We start from the raw sequence: 23,278 nt of genomic DNA on the forward strand, positions 1-23,278 counted from the left end.
GGACTGGTCATGCGGACGTCTCCTGCCGCAGATAGCCGATGAGCTCGCCGAGGGAGGTGAGCCGGGGGAGCAGGTCTTGGACCGGGAGCGCGCCCACTGCGGGCAGCCGCTCGGTCAGGCGCTCCTTGAGTTCGACCAGGGCGACGGAGTCGAGGCCGAGGTCGTCGTGGAAGCGGGAGTCGTGTGAGAGGGCGGTGGGGTCGTAGCCGCCGAGTGCGGCGACGGATTCGTACACCGCGGTGGCTACGGGGTCCTGGGGCGGAGTCGCGCGGTCCTGGGGCGGAGTCCCGGGGTTCTGGGGTGGGGTCGCGGTCGACGGCGCGGCTTCTGCGGACGCCGGGTTCGCCTCCGGTGCCTGTGGCTCCTCCCGTTCGGCGACGGGGGCGCCCGGTGTCGCCGTACGCGTCGGCCCTCCCGTGTGCCAGAAGCGGCTGTGTGTGGCGAAGGCGTACGGGGTCAGGCGTGCCGGGGTGTGGTCCCGCCCGGGGTGGGCCGCGGCCGTCCAGTCGATGTCGAGGCCTGCCCGGTAGAGCGCGGCCACGGATTCTGCGAGGGCACGGCCGCCCGACTCGGAGTCCGAGAGCGGGTGCAGGGCGACGGGGCCGGGAGAACGGTCCTCGGACCTGTCGGCGAGGCGACGGGCGAGGGCGGTGAGGACCGGGCGGGGGCCGATTTCCAGGAGGTGCGTCGGCCGTTCGTCCAGGAGCTGGGCAGCGGCGTCGGCGAACAGTACAGGGGCCTCGATGTGCTCGGTCCAGTACGAGGCGTCCAGCTGCTCGGACTCCAGGCGCTTGCCTCGCAGTGTCGAGTAGAACGGCAATTGGGGTGTCCCGCCGCCGACTTGCTCGGCCACCCTGCGGAACGCTTCGAGCGCCGGGCGCATCAGGGGAGAGTGGAAAGCGTGCGAGACCTCAAGGCGGCGGAGCCGTATGCCGTCCAGCTCGCGTGACTCCGCGATGCGGTCCAGCGCGGCCAGGTCGCCCGAAATCACGGTCGAGCGGGGGCCGTTGAGCGCTGCGAAACCGACCAGTGGCTCGCGCTCGACGAGGTCGCGCAGTCGGTCCGCGGAGGCGTGCACCGCCAGCATGGCTCCGCCGTCGGGGAGTTGCTCCATCAGGGCACCCCGTACGGCGACGAGTCGCGCCGCGTCTTCGAGGGACAGTGCCCCGGCGTGCACGGCTGCCGCGAACTCGCCCACGCTGTGGCCGAGCAGCAGCCCGGGGCGCACGCCGACTTCGGTGAGCGTGGCACCGAGCGCGTGGCCGACCGCGAACAGGGCGGGCTGGGCCCAACCGGTCCTGTGCACCGCCGGGTCGCCGGTCAGGAGCAGGTCGCGGATCGAGCGGCCGGTGTGCGGGAGCAGCGCGGCGTCGACACCGTCGAGGTGCCGTCGGAACAGGGCGGACTCGCGGTAGAGGCGGGCTCCCATGCCCGGGTACTGGGCGCCCTGGCCGGTGAACAGCCAGGCGGTGAGGGGTGGTTCGGCTGCGGGGACGGTGGTGCCGGTGGGGGTGGCGGGGCCGGCTGGGCTTGTCGACCTGGTCGGGCCCGCCGGGACGGCCGGGTCTGCCGGGTCGGCCGGGTCTGCCGAGATGGTCGGGTGGGCCAGGTGGGGCGAGCTGTTCGGGCCCGTCGGTCCCAGGGACCCGGCCGCCTCCAGGAGTCGTACCGCCAACTCCGCGCTGTCCCCGGCCACGACCGCACTCCGGTGGCCGTGCCCCGTCTTCACCCGCTGCGATGCCCGGCAGAGCGGGCCGATCGGGGTGCGCCGCCGGCCGATGGCGTCGGCCTGCGCCAGCAGATTGCGGTGGAGCGCCCGCTCGGTGGGTGCGGTGAGGACGAACACCTCGGCGCCGAGGGGGGTGCCTGACGGCTCCGGAGGGCGGCTGCCCGACAGTTCCGGCCTGCCGCTGCCCGACGGCTTCGGCAGGCTGACGCCGGAGCGGTCCGGCGCGGCGGTTGCGCGTCGCGTTCCGGCCGTCGCCCGGAGCGGCGCCGACTCCAGTACCGCGTGTGCGTTCGTCCCGCCCATTCCGAAGCTGCTCAGGCCCGCCAGCACCGGCTCTCCGGAGGGCAACCGCAGGGGAGCCTTCAGGAGCCGCAACCCCTGCTCCGCGAGCCGTAGTCGAGGGTTCTCGCGGGCCGCGTACCGGCTCACCGGGACCGTGCGGTGGTGGAGGGACAAGCACGTCTTGATGAGCCCCGCGACGCCGGCGGCGCCCTCCGTGTGGCCGAGGTTGCCCTTGACCGAGCCGAGGGAGAGCGGGCGCGGGCTGGGTCGGCCGGCGTGCAGGTGGCCCAGCGCCCTCGTCTCGATCATGTCGCCGAGGGATGTGCCCGTGCCGTGAGCCTCCACGAAGTACACCTCGTGCGGGTCGGCGCCCGCCCGGCGGCAGGCCGCCGCCATGACCTCCTGCTGGGACCAGCGGGAGGGCGCGGTGATGCCGTTGCTGCGGCCGTCCTGGTTCACGGCGGTGCCCCGGATCACCGCGTACACCGGATCGCCGTCGGCGAGGGCGTCCGCGAGGCGGCGCAGCACCACCGCGCCCACGCCCTCGCCGCGCCCGATCCCGTCCGCCTCCGCGCTGAACGGCTTGCAGCGCCCGTCGGGCGCGGCGAGGCCCGCCTTCTCGTAGAAGAGGCCCAGCGCCGGAGTCAGGGCGAGGTTCACCCCGCCCGCGATCGCCCGGTCGCACTCCTCGGTCAGCAGCGCGTTCACCGCGAGATGCACCGCCACCAGCGAGGACGAGCACGCCGTGTCTACGGCCATGCAGGGGCCGCGCAGGTCGAGCTGGTAGGAGATCCGGTTCGCGATCATGCAGTAGCCGTTGCCCGAGCCGATCTGCGGGGTGATGCGCGGCAGGTCGGTGAGCGTGAGCTGCGCCCACTCGCTGCCCATGACCCCGACGAACACCCCGGTCGGCGATCCGGCGAGCCGCCCGGGTGCCACCCCCGAATCCTCGACGGCCCGCCACGCGCACTGGAGCATCAGCCGCTGCTGCGGATCCATCGCGGCGGCGTCTCGGGGCGGAATCCTGAAGAACTCGTGGTCGAAGGCGTCCGCGTCCGCGAGGAAGCCGCCCTCCGTCGGGCCGCCCGTGAGCGACGGGTCCCAGCGGGGTGGCGGCACAGGGCCTGTCCCGTCGCCCGAGCGCATCAGCAACTCCCAGAAGGCGCCCGGGTCTTGGGCGCCCGGGAACCGGCAGTCGATGCCGGTGACGGCCACCGCGTTCACTCCTGGCCCTCCAACTCGGTCAGCAGGTGCCCGGCCAGCGCCCGTACGGTCGGGTAGTCCCAGGCGGCTGTCGGGTCGATGGTCACCTCGTAGTGGTCCTCGACATCGCCGCACAGGCTCAGTGCGGCCACCGAGTCCAGGCCGTATTCGGCGAGCGGGGTCGTCGGGTCGATCTCGGTGGGGGGCCGGCGGAGGTACTCGGCCACGCGGGTGGTGATCCAGGTGGTGAGTGTCTGCTCGTTGTGCGCCGTCGGTACGGACATGACCGGTGGTCCTTTTCTTTTTGGCGGGGGGTTCGGTGATGTGTTTCGGCTGCGTGTGCGTTGTGGCTGGTCGCGCAGTTCCCCGCGCCCCCTGAAGAGCGGAGTTCCCCGCGCCCCTAGAGGGCGCTGTTGTACAGGTCGAAGGTGCGTGGCTGCTCGTGGCGGGAGAGGAGTTCGTGGCGCAGGGGTCTCGCCCACCTGTCCGGCACCGAGCCTGTGCGCAGGCCCAGGCGGCATGCCGTGCGGTGGAGGGCGGCGCCCAGCCAGGCGGGGTCGGACAGGAAGCCGGAGCGCGCGGACCGTGCCACGCCTGTGGCGGCTGCCGCGCCGAGCAGTTCCGCGTAGCGCGCGGCCAGGGCGAATGCCTCCGGGGAGGCGAGTGGAGTGCGGTCGGCCGGGGGCAGGGTGCGAGCCCGGTCGCGTACGGCCGAGAGGTCGATGGCGAGGTCGGTCAGGAGAGGGCGTACGGAGGCGGGGGCGCCCTCCGGTGTCAGGGCCGCGGTCAGTGGGTCGCCCGTCGCGGAGAGTGCGAGGCGGTCGAAGGGGATGCCCGGAGGCGGAGCTGTGGCGTCGGCCGGGGTGAACAGGGCTTCCAGGGACTCCAGTTGAGGTGCCGTTGCCAGCCTTCGCAGTTGGGGGATCAGGGTGGCCAGGCATGCCGTGGGGCCGGCGTGACCGAGGCTCAGTACCGGGAGGTCCCGAAGGTGTTTGCCGAACACCGCGTGCTCGCCCTCGCGCAGATAGAAGCGGGCTCCCAGCACCACCGAGAGGTCCCGTACCGTGCGGCTCAGCAGGCGGGGCACGAGGTATTTGACGGCGGCGGCGGTCACGCTCGCCTGTTCGGGGTGCAGTTGGACCGTACGTGTGGCGGCCAGCGACAGGCTGTCGCACAGCAGCAGGTCCGCGAACGCGGCGGTCAACACTCCGGCTGTGTGCGGGAGTTCGAACACCCGACGGCGGTACAGGCGTCGGTCCAGGGCGAAGCGGAGCACCGAGCGCAGGCAGGTGTCCACTGTGCCGATCGCCATCCCCGGCAGCGCGCTGCGCGTCACCTGGAAGGAGCGCAGCGCCACCTCGCCGCCCCTGCCCTCGGCGCCGACGAGCGCCGACGCGGGCAACGGGCAGCCGTGGAAGGCGAGTCCGGTGAGCCGGCAGCCCCGGACGCCCGCGGTGCGGTAGCGGGCGAGCCGTTGGACACGGTCGGCGGGCATGTCGTCCGGGACGGCGAGCAGCACCGAGTGGCTGCGGCTGCCCGGGCCGTCGCCGGTGCGCGCGAACAGCACCCACGCACCGGCGCGGTCGGCGTTGTTGATGACCTGCTTCACGCCCTCCAGCAGATAGCCGCCCGCCGCCGGGCGGGCCGCGAACTCGTTGCGCAGGAAGTCGTTGCCGTGGGCGAGTTCGTGGTACGCGACCGAGGCCCGGCCGCCGTCCAACAGGAGGTCGGCAAGGTGCCGTTGCTGCTCCGGCGAGCCCGCCGTCCAGACGTTGACGGCGGCCATGAACGACGTGATGCCGTGCCCCAGACCGAGCCCGACGTCCCGCCGGAACACCTCGCGCATCACCCGGACCAGTCCGTCCAGATGGGTGAGCCGTCCGCCGAGCTCCGCCGGTACGTACTCGGCGGCCAGCCCGAACCGGTCGAGCAGCGCCTCCCCGTCAGTGCTGAGCACGCCCTGTTCGTCCGCGGCGAGGAGCGCGGCGGAGCCGAGTGGGTTCGCCGGGTCCCAGAAGTCCCCGAAGGACCGGGAGAGTTCGGCCGCCCGGTCGGCGGCGGTGAGGGTCGTGTACGGCATCTACGCCGCCTCCCGCCGCAGTTGGAGCCGCAGCAGCGAGACCAGGCGCCCGTGCCCGTGCAGCGTGAACGCCTCCTCCAGTAGCTCCTCCTGTACTTCGGACGACGACTGTTCGCCCAGCCGCGCGAGCAGCCGCTCCAGCGAGGCCCGCAGCCACAGCGCGTCCCGCCAGACGCCCTCTCCGCCCGGCACCCCGGAACCCGATTCCACCCACAGCCCCAGGCACGCCGCCCCGGCGAAGCACAGGCAGTACCGGCGCGCCACGGCGAAGGCGTCCTCGGGCACTTCGGTCACCACATCCGCGTAGGCAGCCATTTCCTCGTGCACGCGGTCGGTCACGGCCAGCAGGTGTTCAGCGAGATCGGCCGCGTCCTTCAATGCCGGTTCCTCGGCGGCCCGTTCACGCAAGGCGGCTGTCCACGCCGGGAGCGCGGCCAATGGAGCCGCACCCCGCCGTGCGGCCAACCGCAGTTCCGCCGGGTCGAAGTCGGGGAGCGGGGCCGCGAGATCGCAGGCCGTGCGCACGCCGTCCGCGGGTGGCGTCCGGCGCCGCCAGTGACGTACGAGCGAACGGAACTGCAGGATCAGCGAGTTGAGATTGACGAGGGTGTTTCCGTCGAAGAGGCCCACGATGCGGTGGTCCCGTTCGACCTTCTGGAACATGCCGTACGGGCCCGTGCCGGGGCCCGACACCAGGAAGGCGCGGGCGCCCAGCAGTTCTCCGAGGGCGGTCAGTACGTCCTCCGTGCCGGTCGGCAGCAGGTACTTGGTCACGGCCGCGACGACGGAGAGTTCGCCGGTCGTGGTGTGCACCATGCGGGAGGCGACCAGCGCCAGCGCCTCATGGGCCAGGACGTCCGCCACCGCGCCCGCCAACAGCGCTCGCGCCTGCGGGAGTTCGGCGAGCTGTCGACGGTACAGACGTCGTTCGTGGGCGAAGTCCAGGGCGAGGCGCAGTCCGTGGTCGGCGGCGCCGAGGGAGAGTGACGCACACATCGTGCGGGTCAACTGGAGGGACTTGAGGACGGTCTCGATGCCGCCACCCTCCGGACCGATCAGCGCCTCCCGGTCCACGTACGCCCCGTCGAGGACGATCCCGGAGATGTCCGCGCCCCGGATGCCGTGCGTCGGCACCTTCGGCAGAGGACGCCAACTCCCGGGCGTCAGCGTCCTCTTGTCGACGAGAAGAACGCTGAAGCCGCGCGGGCCGCCCTCGTCGGCCGTGCGGGCGAGGACGCAGAGGACCGAGCCGCGGGTCGCGTTGTTGATGAGCCATTTCTCGCCGCGGAGGACGAATCCCTCGCCGTCCGCGACGGCTTCGACCTCGCCCGCCAACAGGTCGCTCCCGTGGGCCCGTTCGGTGAGTGCCAGTGATACGGGGACCCCCGCCCGGATGTCGCTCCCGAGCCGAGCCGCCTGCTCCTCGCCGCCCGCGACCCACACGCACACCCCGCCCAGATACGTCTTCCCGTGCGCGACCGCGACCGTCAGATCGCGGCGCGCCACCGTACGGACGAGGTGCAGCGCGTGCTCGTAGTCCCGGAGTCGTCCGCCGTGGCGTACCGGCACGTAGTAGTCCGGCAGGCCCCAGTCGTCCAGGAGCCGGCAGATCCCCGCCGGGAACTCCTCGCGGGCGTCCAGGTCCAGGCAGACGGCGTACGAGAACGGGGTGCGGGCGTCCGCCGGGTCCCCGAGCGTGTGCTCCAGCTCCTCGGCGAGGCGGTACGGGGAGTGCTCGCCGGTCACGAGGACACCGCCGAGTTCGCCGAGTTCGCCGAGTTCGCCGAGTTCGCCGAGTTCGCCGAGTTCGCCGAGTGCGGCGAGTGCGGCGATTCCGGCGTGCCGTCGGGCAGGGCCGCCGCGTCCGGCGCGTCGCCCACGAGGTCCCGTACGGCCGGTTCCAGGACCTCGTACAGCGGGGTCAGGGAGCCGTCGAGGAACAGGTCGCGCATGGTGGTGCGGCGGACCTTGCCGCTGGTGGTGCGGCGTACGGTGCCGGGTTTGACCAGGACCACGTTCCCCGCGGGCACGGCGAACTGCCGCCCGATCGCGCTCTGCGCGGCCGTCGCCACCGCCCGCAGGTCCCCGTCCCGGACCGCGGCGAGCCGCACCTCCTGGACGAGGACGAGATGCTCGCGCTCGGAGCCGGCGGACGCGACGGCGTCGGGGGCCTCGGTGGACGCGACGGCTTCACCGGCAGCCGTGGCACGCCTGGTGATTCCGGCGGTTCCGGCGGCTCCGGCCGCGCGGCCCGATCGCACCGCGAAGGCCGCCCCCGCTCCCCGCGTGAGCGAGAGGGCCGCCGACTGGGCGGCCCGCTCGATGTCGTGCGGGTAGAGGTTCCGCCCGGCGAGGACGATGACCTCCTTCAGGCGTCCGGTGACGAAGAGTTCGCCCTCGTCCAGGACGCCCAGGTCGCCCGTACGCAGCCAGCCGTCGGCGCCGAAGCAGTCGGCCGTGGCCGCGTCGTTGCCGAAGTAGCCCGCTGTCACGCTCGGCCCGCGCACCCAGATCTCCCCGACCAGGCCGTCCGGGAGAGGCGCACCCGTGCCGGGGGCGACGATCCGCACCTCACAGTCGCGGGCGCTCCCGCTGCCCGCGAGTGTGCGCCCCTCGCCGGCGGCCAGGACACCCTGTTCCAGGGCGGCCGCGTCGACCGTGCGGATCGTCGGTTCGGTGGCCGGGTCCGCACCCGTGACCAGGAGCGTGGTCTCGGCGAGGCCGTAGCAGGGTGCGAAGACCTCGCGGCGCAGTCCGGCGGGGGAGAAGCGCTCCACGAAGGCGCGCAGGGTGTCGGCGCGTACCGGCTCGGCGCCGTTGGGCGCGCATCGCCAGCTCGACAGGTCGAGCCGCGCCAACTGCTCGTCCGTGACCCGCCGTAGACACAGGTCGTACGCGAAGTCCGGTGCGCCGGAGCCCTCGACGCGGTAGTCGCCGATCATCTCCAGCCAGCGGCACGGCCGTTTGAGGAACGACAGCGGTGACATCTGCACCGACAGACCGCCCACATAGAGGGAGTGGAGGAGATGCCCGATGAGGCCCAGGTCGTGGTAGTGCGGCAGCCAGCCGCCGACCACCATGCCCTCGTGGGTGCCCGCCCAGCGGCCGATCGCCGCCTCGTTGGCGAGCAGGTTGGCGTGGCTGACCATGACGCCCTTGGGCTCACTGGTGGAGCCGGACGTGTACTGGAGGAACGCCAGATCGTCGGGGGAGGTGTCCGGCGCCCGCCACGACGAGGGGTCGCCGACGTCCTCCCGGTCGGTGGCGAGGCAGCGCACCTGAGGCAGGGCCACCGACGCCAGCCAGGCCTCCAGCAACGGCACGTACATGCCTGTGGAGAGCACCGCGGACGCGTTCGAGTCCCTCAAAATGCCTGCCACCCGGGCGAGTTGCTGCCCCTGGTCTGTCGGCAGCGGTGCGGGCACCGCCACCGATCCCGCGTACAGACAGCCCACGAAGGCGGCGACGAACGCCGTGCCCGGCGGGTGGAGCAGCAGCACCGGCCGCCCGACGGCCCCGTGCTCGCGCAGCCATGAGGCGATGCCCCGGGCCCGCCGGTCGAGACCGGCGTACGTCAGGTGCTCGGGGACCGACCCCTGCCCGTCGTCCGGGAGGAAGACGAACGCGTCGCGTTCGGCGAGGGCGTCCGTGCGCTCCCGCACGACGTCGGTGAACGTCCGGGGCGTGCCCTGCGCGGGAGTCCGCGGGGTGATGGATGCGGTGGTCATGCCAGGGAGCGTGGGAGAGCGGCCTTAACGCGGCCTTGTGGCAGCGGCGTTGGCGCAAGGCCGCTACAAGAACCGTTGCGGAGGGTGGAGTTCAACGGGGCGAGTTCACCGATACGGCCAACGGCACCGACCCGCACGGACTACCAGGAGGCAGCTGATGCACGTACCGACGCAGGTGTGCGTGGTGGGCGGTGGGCCCGCCGGGCTGACGCTCGCCGTGGAACTCGCCCGGCGTGCCGTGCCCGTGGTCGTCGTGGAGGCGAGCCGGCACTTCAACCGGTCCTTCCGCGGCGAGTCCGTCTCGCCCGACTCCGTGTGGTTGCTCGACCGCCTCGGCCTGCTCGACCGGCTCGACGGCGAGTACGTCCAGATGCACCACCTGCGGATCCAGGACTCCGGACACACCGTGTTCGCCGCCGACTTCGAGCGCTTCCGCTATCCGCATCCCTTCCCCGTCGAACTCCCGCAGCCCGCCCTGCTGTCCGCGCTCGCCGAGACCGGCGCGGCCCACCCCGGCTTCACCCTCCTCCAGGGCGCGACCGCCACCGGACTGCTGCGCGACGACGACGGCACGGTCACGGGCGTACGGGTGCGCACCGCCGAGGGCGAGCGGGAGATCCGGGCGACACTGACCGTCGCGGCGGACGGACGGTTCAGCAAGGTGCGCGAGATGTCCGGCCTCGCGTACCGGACGGTGCCGCTGGAGCGGGACGTCATCTGGCTCAAGGTGCCTTTCCCGTACGGAGGTTGGGATGACCGTACGTATCGCGTACGCATCCGGGGGGACCAGCACGGGCTGTTCATCCCGACCCGGCCTGACAGCGTCCGGGTCGGCTTCAACATTCCCAAGGGCGGTCTCAAGGAGATGCGGGCGCAGGGGCTGCCGCGTCTCTACGAGCGGCTCGACGCGCTCGCACCCGAACTGTCAGGCGCGGTGCGCGAGCAGGTGCGGTCCTGGTCGGACACGTCCATGCTCGACATCTTCACGACGGTCGTGCCGCGCTGGTCCGCGCCCGGCATCGTCCTCGTCGGGGACGCCGCCCACACGCTGACGCCGATCCTCGGGCAGGGCGTCAACCACGCCATCATCGACGCGGTCACGCTGGCGCCGCTGGTGGCGGACGCCCTGGACAGCGGGCCGGAGGCGCTGAACACCGCGACCGGCGCGTTCCAGCGCGCCCGCGAGGCGTCGGTGGCCCGCTCCCGGGCCCTCCAGCTCCGCCAGGAACGCCTCTTCACGCTGCACGGCCACGTCGGCGGAGCCTGGCGTCGAACCCTCTACCGGGCCGTGAACCGCAGCGAGTCGCTCACCCGCCGGGTGCTGGCCGGGGCGTACTTCCAGCTCCAGGAACCGGGGGAGCGGGTCGCGAAGGTGCAGGATGCGACGCGCTGAGGGGCCGTCGGCCGGGGCAGGGGGTGGGGTTGGGGCAGGCTCCGGGGCCGGGGCCGGGGCCGGGGCCGGGTTCGGTGGCGGGGGCCGGGTGCTGTACGCGGCCTGCGCGTTGAGCCAGTTCCTCGTCGCCGGCGGGGCCTCAGTGGTGGCCGCCATGGGCCCGGCACTGCGCGAGGCGAACGGGCTGCGCGCGAGCTGGCTGCCGTGGGCGGTTCTCGTGTACGTCCTCGCGCTGGGCCTCCTGGTTCTGCCGCTGCGCCTGCTGATCCGGCGCACCCGGCCGCTTCCGGTACTGATCCTCGGGCTGTGGCTCTTCGTCCAGTCGTCGGTGGCTTTGACGCTGGTGTCCGGTGCGTCGGCCTTCCTCGCCTTCCGGGCGGTCCAGGGGGCGGGCGCGGCGGCGCTCACGGCAACCGCGCTCGCCCTCGCTCTTGCTCCTGCTCCTGCTCCTGCTCCTGCTCCTGCTGGGCACCGCCCGGATCGGCTCCTCCTCGTGTGGAGCGCCGTGGTCGTCGCCGGTTTCGGTATGGGCTTCGCCGTGGGTGCGGCCGCAGGCGCCGACTGGAGGTGGGCGCTGTGGGCGAACGTGCCGCTGACGGCGACCGCGGGCATCCCGCTGGTACGGCTGTTGCGGTCGACTCAGCAGCGGGACAAGGGAGTTGGTGCGGGTGCGGGTGCGGGTGCGGGTGCGGGTGCCGGTTCCGGTTCCGGTTCCGGCGATGGTGACGATGGCGGTGGTGGTGGCGGTGTGGGCGTCGGCGGCCAGGGCGACGGCGCTCAGGATGCCGCCGCGTGAACCGTTCGTCGGCCGCCGTAGAGGCGGACCAGGGGTGCCACCTCGTCCAGCAGCCGCCCCTCGTGCGTCCGCAGGAAGAAGTGGCCGCCCGGCAGGACCCGCACCTCGCAGCCGCGCGCCGCGTACCGGCGCCAGGCGGCCACCTCGGGCACCCGGACGAGGGAGTCGTCCGCCCCGGCGTACAGATGGAGCGGTACGCGGACGGGCCCGCCGGCCGGGCCCGCGCTCGCGCACAGCGTCAGGTCGTCCCGCACCACGGGCAGCAGCGCCCGCAGCCACTCCGGGTGCCCGAGGAGGGCCTCGGGCAGCCCGCCGAGTGCGACCAGCGCACGGGCCAGCTCGGAATCGGAGTCAGAGTCAGAGCCGGAGCCGGAGCCGGAGTCGGCACCAGAGCTTGCGTCGGAGTCCATGCGCGGCGGCGGCAGATGCGGGGCGCGGTACGCGGCGAGCAGGGCCGCGCGTGGAAGGGGTGCACCCCGCTCCTGACGTCGTCGGATCAGGGCGTACGCGATGAGGGCGCCCATGCTGTGCCCGTACACGAGATGGGGTGAGGCCAGCACCTCGTCGAGTTCCTCGTCCAACTCCTCCACCAGCGAGGCGAGTTCGGTGAAGCGGGGCTCACCGGACCGCCCCTCGCGGCCCGGCAGCCGTACCGGCAGGACGTCCACCGAGGCGCCCCGCGCGTCGAGCTCGCGCTGCCAGTGGGCGTACGTCGAGGCCCCGCCGCCCGCGAAGGGGAAGCACAACAGCCGTACCGGCGCGTGAGGTTGCGGTGTGCGTGCCAGGTACTCCGTCGTCGTCATGGCGCCACCACTTGGGCCCCCGTCGCGGCGCCGCGCCACCCCGATGCCCGGTCGGGGTGCCCCTGCGCGGCGCCGCTCCACCCCCCGTCAGAGTGGTCGCGGATGGCGTCCAGGGACGTGTCGCCCCGCAGGATCGCCTCGTGCAACTGCCTTACACGTATGGATGGTTCGAGCCCCAGCTCGTCCGACAGGACGCGGCGCAGACCCCGGAACAGTTCCAGTGACTGCCAGGAGCGGCCGCTGCGGTGCAGGGCGAGCATCAACTGCGCGTGGAGGCTCTCGTGCAGGGGGTAGCGGGAGGCCAGGGCGGTCAGTTCACCGAGGAGCGCGCGGTGGCGGCCCAGCCGGAGCTCCGCGCCGAAGCGCTCCTCCAGGGCGGTCAGACGAAGCTCCTCCAGACGCAGAACCTCCGCACGCAGTACGGGTCCAGGCGAGACATCGGCCAGTGCGGGCCCCCGCCACAGCCGCAGCGCGCCCACCAGGAGCTCCGAACCCTCGGCGTCGGCGCCCGCCTCCAGCGCGGCACGACCGGCCGAGGCGAGCCGTTCGAAACGGGAGACGTCCATGGCGTCCGGCGGGGCGTCCAGGCGGTAACCGACGGGCACCCGCCGCAGCACGTCCTTCGGACCGAGCACGTGATCGGGACCGAGCGCCGAGCCGATCATTCGGCGCAGCTGTTTCACGTACGTGTGCAGCGTGGCCTCGGCCGAGCGTGGCGGGCGGTCTCCCCACAACTCGTCGACCAGAGCCGAAACCCCTACCGGATTCCCGCGGTTGAGGGCCAGCAGAGCCAGGACCTGCCGTGGCTTCGGTGCACTCGGTACCACTGACGCCGGCCCCACCCGTGCGTTCAGCGGTCCGAGCACGGCGATCTCGATCACTCGTCCCCCCAGAGAGTGCGGCGTTCAACTGCCTTCCAGACCTTGGCAGTCGGCGCGCCGGGGTCACCAGTGACGTGCCCACGAAAACAGCATGAATCGCTCATACGCGGCACTTCTGGCGCGCCCCGGCGAATGCGCCCCCTTCGAGGCCCACTGTCCGTGACCGGGCCCTTGCCCTTAGCATCCCCGCATCAGCACAGAGGGCGCTCTGGGTGACTCTGAGGGGGAGTCGATGTCCGGTGCGGCTGAGCAGCTGACCAGCACATGGGTGGGGGAGTTCGACGGCAGGACCGCCGGTGTGCCGGTCACTCGGCATGCGTTCAGGACCGCGTTCGCGATCACGGCGGGATTCGTTCCGCTGGGCGCGGCCGCGATCGCCACGACACACCCCGGGCGGGGCGCGGCGGCGGCAGCCGTGGGAGCCCTGCTGGGGACGTACGTCCTGCATCTGGTGACGAGCCGGGTGCGGGAGCGTTGGCGCGCTCTGACGGTCGCGGCGCAGGGCTTACTGGGCTTCCTGCCCGCCCTGACACCCGTGGCCGTCTGGCCCGGCACGGCCGGGTACTTCGCAGGCGCGCTCCTGGTCAACTTCCCCGGCCCCGGAGGCCGTTCGCTCGCCGCGCTCGCGGTCGCCGCGACCTGCGCCGCGGCGCGTGCGGAGGGCGCGGACTGGGCGGACGGGCTGTACGTGGGGGCCGTCACCGGGGGCACGGCACTCGTCCTCCTGGGCGCGGCACGGTTCGTGGAACTCGTGACCGCGGCCCATCACGAGCGCGAGACGCTCGCCTGGCGGGCCGTCGAGCAGGAGCGTCGGCGGTACGCGCGCGATCTGCACGACCTGCTCGGCTACAGCCTCTCCGCCATCACCCTCAAGGGTGATCTCGCCCGGCGGCTGGTGCTGTCGCAACCCGACCGTACCCGTGAGGAGCTCGACGGGATACTCGGCGTCGCCCGCGAGGCGCTGGCCGACGTGCGCGCCGTGGCGCGCGGCTATCGGGAGCTGTCCCTGGCCGTCGAGGCCGAGTCCGCGCGCTCGTTGCTCGCCGCGGCGGGGATCCGGGCCGGCCTCGATGTGCGCTGCGGGTGTGACGGGCCGGTCGGGACCGTCCTCGCGACCGTTCTGCGGGAGGGGGTCACCAATCTCGTCCGGCACAGCAAGGCGACGGAGTGCCGGATCGAGATCCGGGATGTCGAGGGGGGTTTCGTGCGGCTCACTCTGTCCAATGACGGGGTGCGGGCCGATGCGGGGGCGCTTCGCGGGTGCGGGGGTGGGGGGTGGGGTGGGCTCGACAACCTGGCGGAGCGGATGGGGGCTGTTGGGGGCGGTTGACCGCCGGCACGGATGAGAGGGGCTGGTATTCGGTGGTTGCCGAGGCGCCTTGCGGTGGGGTGTGAGCTGCGGGCCGGTGGGGGCTGGTCGCGCAGTTCCCCGCGCCCCTAAAAGAACGGGGCTGCGCCCCTGTTCGTTTGTCCGCCATGGGTGCGGGGTGCCTTTGTGGGCGAGGGAAGCGACCGCTGCGCTTCAGGGGCGCGAGGAACTGCGCGCCCGGCCCAAACAAACCGGCACCCAAGTCACAACATCAACTCCACCCACCCAGGGGCGCGAGGAACTGCGCGCTCAACCCAAACGGACCGGCACCCAAGTCACAGCATCAACTCCACCAACCCAGGGGCGCGGGGAACTGCGCGAACAACCCCCGCCGGCCCGCACCCGTGAATGAACCTCACATCAGCCAGCCAGACTCCGCAGCGATCCGAACCGCATCCACGCGATTGCGGGCGTTGAGCTTGGTGACGACCGAGGTCAGATAGTTCCGCACCGTACCCACGGAGAGATGGAGCGCCGCGGCGATCTCCGTCGCGTCCGCGCCCTGCGACGCGAGACGCAGAATCTCCGTCTCGCGCCCTGTGAGCGGCGACTCCCCGTCCGCGAAGGCGGAGAACGCGAGCTGCTGGTCGATGACCCGCTCACCGGCCGCCGCCTTACGGACGACCTCGGCGAGATAGGACGCCGGTGAGTCCTTGAGGACGAACCCGGCCACCTGCTGGGCCAGCGCCCGCCGCAGCGTCCCCGGCTTGCCGAGACTGGTGATGATCACCGTGCGGCAACCGGGCAGCCGCTCGTGCAACTGCCCCGCCGCGGTGATCCCGTCCGTGTGCGGAAGGTCGTAGTCGATGACAGCCACATCCGGCCGTACGGCAAGCGCCGCCGCGAGGATCGCGTCGCCCCGGTCCACCTCTGCCACGACCTCCAGGTCGGGTTCGAGATTGAGCAGTGCCACCAACGCACCGCGCACCATCGAGACGTCCTCGGCCAGCAGAATCCGTATCAACCCGCCCCCAGCTCTCCCGCGGGCGCGACTCCGCAACCCCCTTGCGAGGGAGTCTAGTTGGGTCATATAGCCGAGTTGTGGAGGACTTGTGCGCAGGGGTCCGTTGTAGGGGCGTACCGGGGTCAGGTTCGGCCACTCACGGGGCGCTCGGTGCGCGTGGGGATGTCCGGATACGTCGTACGCGCCTCCTCCTCCAGCCCCACCCGCCGCTGCAGCCGCCGCAGGGCCGCCGGGGCCCACCAGGTGGCCCGCCCGGTGAGCCGGAGCACGGCGGGCACCAGCAGGGCCCGTACGACCATCGCGTCCATCAGTACGGCCAGCCCCACGCCCAGGCCCAGCATCTTGATGTTGGTCACGCGCGAGGTGCCGATCGCCACCATCACCACGGCGAGGATCAGCGCCGCCGCCGTGATGAGCCCGCCGGTGCGCCGGATGCCGAGGACCACCGCGTCACGGTGGTCGCCGCCGATCTCGTACTCCTCCTTGATGCGCGAGACGAGGAAGACCCCGTAGTCCATGGACAGGCCGAACGCCACGCAGAACATCAGCACGGGCAGGGCCGTCTCGATGTCCCCGGTGGGCGTGAAGCCGAGCGGGCCGGACAGGTGCCCGTCCTGGAAGACCCAGACCACGGCACCGAACATCGCGGTCAGACTGAGCCCGTTGACGACGACCGTGAGCAGCGGCAGCAGCACGCTTCCGGTGAGCAGGAAGACCAGGATCAGCGTCGTGACGGCGATGACCGCGAGCGCCCAGGGCAGCCGCTCGGCCGTCCCGTGCTGGGTGTCGGCGAGCACGGCGGCCGGTCCCGTCACCGAGGTCTCGAAGGAGGCCGGAACCGCGCGGATCTTCTTTACGAGACTCACACTCTGCGGTGAAGCGCTTTCCGCCGAGTGCAGTACGGAGACGTGTCCGACGGCCGGGGGAGCGTCGGCCACGCGCTTCCCGTCCACGAACCGCCCTGCGGGGCCCGCGACTTGGACGACATGTGACAGCCGCGACACCTCGCCGCTGTACTCCGCGAGCGCTTCGGTGTCCGGCTTCCCCTCGACCAGTACGGCCAATGCGCTGCCAGGGCTGCCGGGGAACTCGTTCCTCAACTCCTCCTGTACGACCCTGGCTTCGGTGCTCGACGGCAGCTGTCGGTCGTCGGCCGTGCCGAACCGCACGTCCTTGAACGGCAGTCCGAGCGCGAGCAGCACGGCGACCGTGCCGACGGCGAACAGCGGGGCGCGTCGCATCACCAGCCGGGCCAGCCGCGCCCAGCCCGCTCCCGGATTCCCGCCGCGCCTGCCGACCGGCAGCCGCAGGGCGTTGACCCGGTGTCCGAGCAGCACGAGCGCCGCGGGCAGCGCGATGAGCGAGGCCGCGGCGGAGATGAGGACGACCGCGATACCGGCGTACGCGAGCGAGCGCAGGAAGTACTGCTCGAAGACCAGCATCGAGGCGAGGCAGACCGCGACGGTCAGCGCCGAGTACAGCACCGTGCGACCGGCGGTCCGCAGGGTCACGGCCACCGCGTCCCGTGGATCACGGCCGACCGCGAGTTCCTCGCGATGGCGTCGCACCAGGAACAGCGCGTAGTCGATGGCGAGTCCCAGACCGAGGGCCGTCGTGAGGTTCTGCGCGTACACCGACACGTCCGTGAACTCGGTGATCACCCGCAGTACGGCGTTCGTGCCGAGCACCGACACGATCCCCACCAGCAGGGGCAGGGCTGCCGCGACCGCGCTGCCGAACACCACGACGAGCAACACCAACGTGACCGGCAGCGCGATGACTTCGGCCCGTACGAGGTCGTCGGCGATCACCTCCTGGGAGGCGTGCCGCACCGCCGCCGGGCCGCCGAGCCGGACGTCGACCGCGCCCCGCGCGCCCCGATAGTGCGGCTCCAGAGCCTCCAGCGCGTCGTCGACCGCGTCCTCGTCCCCCTTGATGCGCGCGGTGATCAGTGCCTCGCCGCCGTCCCGGGCGCGCAGCGCGGTGTCCTCGGACTGCCAGTACGAGACCACGCCCAACACGGCCTTCTCGTCCGCGAGTCGGCGGGCCAGGTCGCGCGCCGCGGAGGCGACGGCCGGGTCGTCGACGTCCCGTGATCCGTCGCGCGGCGAGACGAGCAGCAGGAGATTGGGCTGCGAGGCGGGCCAGCGGCGCTCCAATTCGGCTGTCGCGTAAGAGGATTCGGAGCCCGGGATCTGGGAGCCGCCGCTGCTCATGCGTTCGGCGACCCCACCGCCGACCACCACGGCGCCCGCGGTGAGCAGCAGTATCAGGAGGAGCAGCAGACGCGGCCGGGTGGTCACCACGCGGGTGACCCGCCCCCGCGGTCCGGCCGCGGACTGTGGTGACGAAGAGGTCGGCGAACTCGGCGAACTCGGCGATGTCTGCGAAGTCGGCGATGTCTGCGGTGTCATCGGCCCTGCCCTCCTGGACGGTCGCTCTCGCGAAAGACGATCGTCCGGTGAGGGGCTAAAGGGTCGGCTGGGGGAGTGTCACTCGTCGGGGGAGGCCAGATACGCCCGCCATCCTCCGTACGCCGTGATGTCCCGCGCGCCGTCCAGCGCGCCCGGCTCGCACAGGAAGCCGGGTGCCTCGTCGCCGTCGGCCAGTTCGACCCGGCCCAGGGCCATCGGCCGGGGCAGCGCGGCGAGCAGACGGCCGAGCCCTTCGGCGGGCAGCCGCCACACCTCGGCCTCGATCGCGGCGCCGCCCTCGCCCGCGTGGACGAGACCCGGCTTGGGCGGTTCGGTCGACAGGGCGTGCAGCCGGTAGACGGGACCGGTCCTGGTCGTACGTTCCAACCGGGCACCCAGGGAGAGGAGTTGGCCGTTGAGCGGCTGGCCCGACAGGTGGGCGCCGACCACGGCGATCCGGGCTGCCGGGGCCTCCAGCGTGCGGGCGATCACGGCGAGGCGTTCGTCGGTGAAGGACGGGCCGATCAGCATCACGCCGAACGGCAGGCCCGCCACCTCGCCCGCCGGGACGGCCACGGCCGCCAGGTCGAAGAGGTTCGTGGAGTTGGTGAAGCGGCCGAGCCGGGCGTTGGAGCCGAGCGGGTCGGCGGCGACCTCGGTGAGTGTGGGGTGGCCGGGGGCCGTCGGGAGGAGGAGGGCGTCCGCGTCGCCGAGTTCCGCCAGTGCGCGGGTGCGCAGGGCCGCCAGACGTTCCTGGTCGGCGAAGAGCTGGTGGGCCGGGATGTCACGGGCACGGGTGATGATGCCGGCGACCGTCGGGTCGAGGCCCGTACCGCCCTCGGAGAGCAACTTGTCGACAAAGCTGCCCACCGCGGTGTAGCGCTCGGCCACGAAGGCGCCCTCGTAGAGCATCGCGGCGGCCTCAGTGAACGGGGCGAGGTCGAGGGGGCGCAACTCGGCTCCGGCCGCGCGGAGTCGGGCTGCGGCTTCCTCGTACGCCTCCGCCCAGCCCTCGTCCAGCTCGCCGAGCTGTTCGCGGGGCGGGACGGCGATGCGCCAGGGGCCCGGGGTGCGCGGGGGGAGGGGCGGGAGGTCGCGGGCAGGTGGGGACGTCATGTGCGCGAGGGCCTGTTCCGCCTCCTGGAGGGTGCGGGCGAAGACCGTCACGCAGTCGAGGGTGGCGCAGGCCGGGACCACGCCGTCCGTGGGGACGAGGCCTCGGGTCGGCTTGAGGCCGACGATGCCGTTGAAGGCCGCGGGGACACGGCCGCTGCCCGCGGTGTCCGTGCCGAGGGCGAGGTCCACGATGCCGAGGGCCACCGCCACCGCGCTTCCCGAGCTGGAGCCGCCGCTGATTCTCTCGGGGGCGATGGCGTTGCGGACGGGGCCGTGGGGGGAGCGGGTGCCGACCAGGCCCGTGGCGAACTGGTCCAGGTTGGTGGTGCCCAGGGCGATCGCGCCTGCCGCGCGGAGGCGGGCGACCACCGGGGCGTCCGCCTCCGGGTGGTAGGCGTAGGCCGGGCAGCCTGCCGTGGTGGGGAGGCCTGCCACGTCGATGTTGCCCTTCGCGGCGAAGAGTTTGCCTGCCAGGGGGAGGTGTTCGCCTTCGGCGAGGCGGGTGTCGATGGCTTGGGCTTCCTCCTCCACCTCTGCCTGGGGGCGCAGGTCGATCCAGACCTCGGGGCGGGCTGTGGCCTTGATGCGGGCGTAGGCCCTGCGGACGCGGGCCACTGCGTGGGGCTGGGTCTGGGGCGACATCTGGGCTCCTTGCTTGCGGTTTCGTCGTCGGGTGCGGACCGGTGGTCGTCTGTGCCCACCCGTTCCGCCCTGCGGAACGCCTGCCCACAGACAGACAGACGGGCGGGCGGGGTGCCTGCTCGCAGACGGGCGGGGCGCCTGCCCGCGGGCGGTGCGGCGCGGGTGGGTGGGCCGCCCACGGATGGTGCGCCGGCTCAGGACGGTGGTGGGCCCACCACCGCCAACGCCGTGCCCGCCTCCACCTGGTCGCCGGGCCTGGTCAGGAGTTCCAGGACCACGCCGTCCATGGGGGAGGGGACCCGGGACTCCATCTTCATGGCTTCCAGGGCCAGGAGGGGCTGGCCCTGGGTGACTGTGTCGCCCGGTTGGACGTTCAGTTGCCAGACCGAGGCAGCGAACTCGGCTTCCACCAGGCGGGCGCCCGGCGGCACCGTCACCTCAACGGGGGTGGTGGCCGGGGCCGACACCGCCTCCGCACGGGTGAACTCGCCCGCCGCCTCCCAGGCGTCACGCTCCGCGGAGAAGGCCGCGCCCTGCCGGGTGCGGAACTCCTCGATCGCGTCGGTGTTCTCGGCGAGGAAGGCCTCGTACGAGGCGAGGGAGAACGTGCCCTCCTCGATCCTCGGGACGAAGCGGCCCGAGGTGATGTCCGAGCGCAGCTCCAGCAGCTCGTCCGCGTCCACCGGATACCACTTGATCCGGTCGAAGAAGCGCAGCAGCCAGGGCGAGCCCTGCTCGAACGCGCCCCGCTGCTGCCACCCCGACCACACCTGTGTCGTACGGCCGACGAACTGGTAGCCGCCGGGCCCCTCCATCCCGTAGACGCACAGGTACGCCCCGCCGATGCCCACCGAGTTCTCGGCCGTCCAGGTGCGTGCCGGGTTGTACTTCGTGGTGACGAGACGGTGCCGGGGGTCGAGCGGCGTCGCCACCGGTGCCCCCAGATAGACATCGCCGAGGCCCAGGACCAGGTACTCGGCGTCGAAGACCGTCCGGTACACGTCCTCGACCGAGTCGAGACCGTTGACGCGGCGGATGAACTCGATGTTCCACGGGCACCAGGGAGCGTCGTCGCGCACGCCCGCCATATAGCGGGCGATGGCCTCGCGGGTCGCCGGATCGTCCCAGGAGAGCGGGAGGTGCACGGTGCGCGACGGCACGACGAGCTGGTCGGCGGGCGGGAGCGAGGTGACGATCTCCCTTACCAGGGACAGGAGTTCGGGCTGCGGGAGCTCGTCCGGGTCCGTCTGGATCTGGAGCGAACGGATGCCGGGCGTGATGTCCGTGATGCCGGGCATCCCCGCCGCCGACACCGCCTCCATCAGCGCGTGCACCCGCATCCGCAGCGCCAGGTCGAGCTGCATGGGCCCGAACTCCACGAGCAGGTTGTCGTCACCGCTGCGTCGGTAGGTCACATCGGCGTCCCTGGCCAGTACGCCGCCGTCGGCGATCTCCGCACGGTCCGCGACCGGCGCGGCAGCCGGGGCCCGCCGCAGCCTTGCCGCCTCGGGCACGGTCACCGGCACGAACCGCACCGTGTCCCCGGGCCGTAGCTGCCCCAGCTTCCAGCGCTGCCCCTTCGCGATGGTCGCCGGGCAGACGAACCCGCCCAGCGAGGGCCCGTCCGGGCCGAGCAGCACCGGCATGTCACCCGTGTAGTCGACCGCGCCGACCGAGTAGGGCGTGTCATGGATGTTGGAGGGGTGCAGGCCCGCCTCGCCACCGTCGGTGCGCGCCCAGCGGGGTTTGGGCCCGACCAGCCGTACGCCCGTACGCGCCGAGTTGAAGTGCACCTTCCACTCGGCCGCGTAGAAGTCGCGGATGTCCTCCTCGGTGAAGAACTCCGGTGCGGCGTGCGGCCCTTCGAGCGCACCGACCCGCCACTCGGCCCCGAACACCGGCCGCTCACCGACCGGGACGGGACCCCCGACCGGAACAGGCCCTCCGACAGGAACAGGACTCGACATCGGCTCACCTGCCGAAGACACCGCGGCACCACCGGCGACCTCAGCAACATCACCCACCACAGCACCCCCATGCAGCACATCCCCCGTCCGCAACGCCCGCCCGCCGTGCCCCCCGAACCGGCCCAGCGTGAACGTCGAGGCGCTGCCCAGGAAGGCCGGCACGTCAAGGCCACCGCCGGCGAGGAGTATGTACGTCCGCAGCCCGTGCTCCGAGGGTGGGCCCACCTCCAGCACACCGCCCGCGGGTACCGTCACCGGTTCCCACTGCGGAACCGCCGTCCCGTCGACCGTCACTGGCGCCGGGGCACCCGTGACGCACACGGTCGTCGGATGCGTGAACCTCAACGCCGGTCCCTGCAAGGTGCATTCGAGCCCGGGAGCGCCCTCGTCGTTGCCGAGTGCCCGGTTGCCGAGCCGGAACGACAGGTCGTCCATCGGCCCGCACGGCGGCACGCCCACCTGCCAATGGCCTGTCCGTCCCGGCCAGTCCTGGACCGTCGTCAGCGTTCCGCCGGAGACGACCTCGATCCGCGGTGTCGGATCGCCCACCGCGGCGAGGGTGGCCGTGGAGTGCGAGGCTGTCCGGAAGGCCGGGTCCGACAGCGCGGCCCGCACCAGGCCGAGGTTCGTCTCGATACCGTCCACCCGCGTCCTGGCCAGCGCCTCGTCCAGCCGCTCCAGCGCGTGCGCCCGGTCGGAGCCGTACGCGACGACCTTCGCGAGCATCGGGTCGTACGCCGTGGTGACCTCGGTACCCGTCTCGATCCAGCCGTCCACGCGCACGCCCGGCGGGAACTCGACCCGCGTCAACAGGCCCGCGCTGGGCCGGTGTTCGCGCGAGGGGTCCTCGGCGTACACCCGCGCCTCGACGGCGTGACCGCGCGGTGCCCCGGGATCTCGTACGACATCGGAGTCGCCGCGGGCAAGGCGCAGCATCCACGCGACGAGGTCGACCCCGTAGATCTCCTCGGTGACCGGATGTTCCACCTGGAGCCGGGTGTTGACCTCCAGGAAGTACGCCTCCTCGCGGGCCGCGTCGTAGACGAACTCGACCGTGCCTGCGGAGCGGTAGCCGACGCTGGCGCACAAGTCCCGTGCGGCAGAGGCCAGTTGCTCACGCACCCGGGCGGGCAGACCAGGCGCCGGAGCCTCCTCCACGACCTTCTGGTTGCGGCGCTGGAGCGAGCAGTCGCGGTCGCCGAAGGTGACGACGCGGCCCTCGCCGTCGCCGAACACCTGCACCTCGACATGGCGGGCGTGCTCGACGAGCCGCTCAAGGAAGACACCTGCGGAGGAGAAGGAGGCCGCGGCGACGCGCTGCACACGCTCCCAGGCGTCACGGAGGTCGTCCGCAGAGTGGCACGCGGACATGCCGATGCCGCCTCCGCCGCCGGTCGCCTTGAGCATCACCGGGTAGCCGATGGTCTCGGCCCGGCGCAGGGCCTCGTCGACGTCCGCGAGCAGGCCCGTCCCCGGCGCCAGCGGCACCCCGGCCGCCTCGGCCGCCGCCCGGGCCGTGTGCTTCGCCCCGAACAGCTCCAGCTGCTCCGGCGTGGGCCCCACGAACACGATGCCCGCGTCCTGGCAGCGCCGCGCGAAGGCCGCGTCCTCGGACAGGAAGCCGTAGCCCGGGTGGATCGCCCCCGCGCCGGTGTCCTTCGCCGCCCGCAGGACGAGATCCGCGTCGAGATACGACTCCTTGGCGGGTGCGGGCCCCAGCCGTACGGCCTCGTCGGCGAGCCGCACATGGGGTGCCGAACGGTCCGGGTCGGAGTACACAGCGACCGTGCGCAGGCCCAACTCCCGTGCCGTACGGATGATCCGGACCGCGATCTCGCCCCGGTTGGCGACGAGAAGCGTGTCGAAGACAGCCCCTCCGTCGCCGCCCTCCATGGCCTCCCCGCCTTCGCC

Annotated in this window: 14 protein-coding genes; 3 read left to right on the forward strand and 11 right to left on the reverse strand. The window is 72.6% G+C overall.

From position 1 onward, the window contains the following. Positions 1-7: 7 nt before the first annotated feature. From JEQ17_RS37295 to JEQ17_RS37315, 5 genes are all read right to left on the reverse strand, one after another. A complete protein-coding gene (locus JEQ17_RS37295; RefSeq protein WP_200399364.1) occupies positions 8-3,235 on the reverse strand; it encodes a type I polyketide synthase in 3,228 nt (1,075 codons plus the stop codon). Then, complete coding sequence (locus tag JEQ17_RS37300) at positions 3,232-3,498, reverse strand: acyl carrier protein (RefSeq protein ID WP_200399365.1); 267 nt, start codon at positions 3,496-3,498, stop codon at positions 3,232-3,234. Before JEQ17_RS37300 ends, JEQ17_RS37295 begins: the two co-directional genes overlap by 4 nt. Before the next feature lie 116 nt (positions 3,499-3,614). Further along, positions 3,615-5,294 (reverse strand): acyl-CoA dehydrogenase family protein, encoded by a 1,680-nt coding sequence (locus JEQ17_RS37305; RefSeq protein WP_200399366.1) that lies wholly within the window; start codon positions 5,292-5,294, stop codon positions 3,615-3,617. Next, on the reverse strand, positions 5,295-7,040 hold the full coding sequence (locus JEQ17_RS37310; RefSeq protein WP_200399367.1) for an acyl-CoA dehydrogenase family protein: 1,746 nt from the start codon (positions 7,038-7,040) through the stop codon (positions 5,295-5,297). It abuts the gene before it with no gap. Then, positions 7,037-9,022 (reverse strand): fatty acyl-AMP ligase, encoded by a 1,986-nt coding sequence (locus tag JEQ17_RS37315; RefSeq protein WP_200399368.1) that lies wholly within the window; start codon positions 9,020-9,022, stop codon positions 7,037-7,039. Before JEQ17_RS37315 ends, JEQ17_RS37310 begins: the two co-directional genes overlap by 4 nt. Positions 9,023-9,179: 157 nt before the next feature. Here JEQ17_RS37315 and JEQ17_RS37320 point away from each other — a divergent pair, with 157 nt between their 5' ends. Together JEQ17_RS37320 and JEQ17_RS37325 are read left to right on the forward strand one after the other, a co-directional pair. Beyond that, a complete protein-coding gene (locus JEQ17_RS37320) occupies positions 9,180-10,415 on the forward strand; it encodes an FAD-dependent oxidoreductase (RefSeq protein ID WP_200399369.1) in 1,236 nt (411 codons plus the stop codon). Then, on the forward strand, positions 10,402-11,211 hold the full coding sequence (locus JEQ17_RS37325) for an MFS transporter (protein ID WP_200399370.1): 810 nt from the start codon (positions 10,402-10,404) through the stop codon (positions 11,209-11,211). Before JEQ17_RS37320 ends, JEQ17_RS37325 begins: the two co-directional genes overlap by 14 nt. Here the strand turns inward: JEQ17_RS37325 and JEQ17_RS37330 are convergent. Both JEQ17_RS37330 and JEQ17_RS37335 read right to left on the reverse strand, forming a co-directional pair. Next, complete coding sequence (locus tag JEQ17_RS37330; protein WP_234048505.1) at positions 11,193-12,014, reverse strand: thioesterase II family protein; 822 nt, start codon at positions 12,012-12,014, stop codon at positions 11,193-11,195. The genes JEQ17_RS37325 and JEQ17_RS37330 overlap by 19 nt on opposite strands. After that, positions 12,011-12,892 (reverse strand): AfsR/SARP family transcriptional regulator, encoded by an 882-nt coding sequence (locus JEQ17_RS37335; protein ID WP_200401917.1) that lies wholly within the window; start codon positions 12,890-12,892, stop codon positions 12,011-12,013. The genes JEQ17_RS37330 and JEQ17_RS37335 overlap by 4 nt, the downstream gene beginning before the upstream one ends. Before the next feature lie 235 nt (positions 12,893-13,127). On the opposite strand from JEQ17_RS37335, the gene JEQ17_RS37340 reads away from it, so the two are divergent. After that, positions 13,128-14,225: a sensor histidine kinase gene (locus JEQ17_RS37340; protein WP_200399371.1), complete on the forward strand. Its 1,098-nt coding sequence runs from the start codon at positions 13,128-13,130 to the stop codon at positions 14,223-14,225. Between the two features lie 394 nt (positions 14,226-14,619). On the opposite strand, the gene JEQ17_RS37345 is transcribed toward JEQ17_RS37340, so the two are convergent. From JEQ17_RS37345 to uca, 4 genes are all read right to left on the reverse strand, one after another. Beyond that, a complete protein-coding gene (locus tag JEQ17_RS37345; RefSeq protein WP_234048506.1) occupies positions 14,620-15,228 on the reverse strand; it encodes a response regulator transcription factor in 609 nt (202 codons plus the stop codon). 122 nt (positions 15,229-15,350) lie between these two features. Beyond that, positions 15,351-17,531: an MMPL family transporter gene (locus JEQ17_RS37350; RefSeq protein WP_325176340.1), complete on the reverse strand. Its 2,181-nt coding sequence runs from the start codon at positions 17,529-17,531 to the stop codon at positions 15,351-15,353. Positions 17,532-17,720: 189 nt separating this feature from the next. Next, positions 17,721-19,400, reverse strand: coding sequence for an allophanate hydrolase (gene atzF, locus JEQ17_RS37355; RefSeq protein WP_200399374.1), 1,680 nt, complete (start codon positions 19,398-19,400; stop codon positions 17,721-17,723). A gap of 194 nt (positions 19,401-19,594) precedes the next feature. Next, on the reverse strand, positions 19,595-23,260 hold the full coding sequence (gene uca / locus JEQ17_RS37360) for an urea carboxylase (RefSeq protein WP_200401918.1): 3,666 nt from the start codon (positions 23,258-23,260) through the stop codon (positions 19,595-19,597). Between the last annotated feature and the right edge of the window lie 18 nt (positions 23,261-23,278).

The sequence above is a fragment of the Streptomyces liliifuscus genome (assembly GCF_016598615.1).
Classification (GTDB): Bacteria; Actinomycetota; Actinomycetes; order Streptomycetales; family Streptomycetaceae; genus Streptomyces; species Streptomyces liliifuscus.

What these genes read in the sequence shown, in the direction of transcription:
- JEQ17_RS37300 (WP_200399365.1), bottom strand. Translation starts at nt 3,498, where the DNA reads ATGTCCGTACCGACGGCGCACAACGAGCAGACACTCACCACCTGGATC.
- JEQ17_RS37305 (WP_200399366.1), bottom strand. Translation starts at nt 5,294, where the DNA reads ATGCCGTACACGACCCTCACCGCCGCCGACCGGGCGGCCGAACTCTCC.
- uca (WP_200401918.1), bottom strand. Translation starts at nt 23,260, where the DNA reads ATGGAGGGCGGCGACGGAGGGGCTGTCTTCGACACGCTTCTCGTCGCC.
- atzF (WP_200399374.1), bottom strand. Translation starts at nt 19,400, where the DNA reads ATGTCGCCCCAGACCCAGCCCCACGCAGTGGCCCGCGTCCGCAGGGCC.
- JEQ17_RS37320 (WP_200399369.1), top strand. Translation starts at nt 9,180, where the DNA reads ATGCACGTACCGACGCAGGTGTGCGTGGTGGGCGGTGGGCCCGCCGGG.
- JEQ17_RS37315 (WP_200399368.1), bottom strand. Translation starts at nt 9,022, where the DNA reads ATGACCACCGCATCCATCACCCCGCGGACTCCCGCGCAGGGCACGCCC.
- JEQ17_RS37330 (WP_234048505.1), bottom strand. Translation starts at nt 12,014, where the DNA reads ATGACGACGACGGAGTACCTGGCACGCACACCGCAACCTCACGCGCCG.
- JEQ17_RS37340 (WP_200399371.1), top strand. Translation starts at nt 13,128, where the DNA reads ATGTCCGGTGCGGCTGAGCAGCTGACCAGCACATGGGTGGGGGAGTTC.
- JEQ17_RS37325 (WP_200399370.1), top strand. Translation starts at nt 10,402, where the DNA reads ATGCGACGCGCTGAGGGGCCGTCGGCCGGGGCAGGGGGTGGGGTTGGG.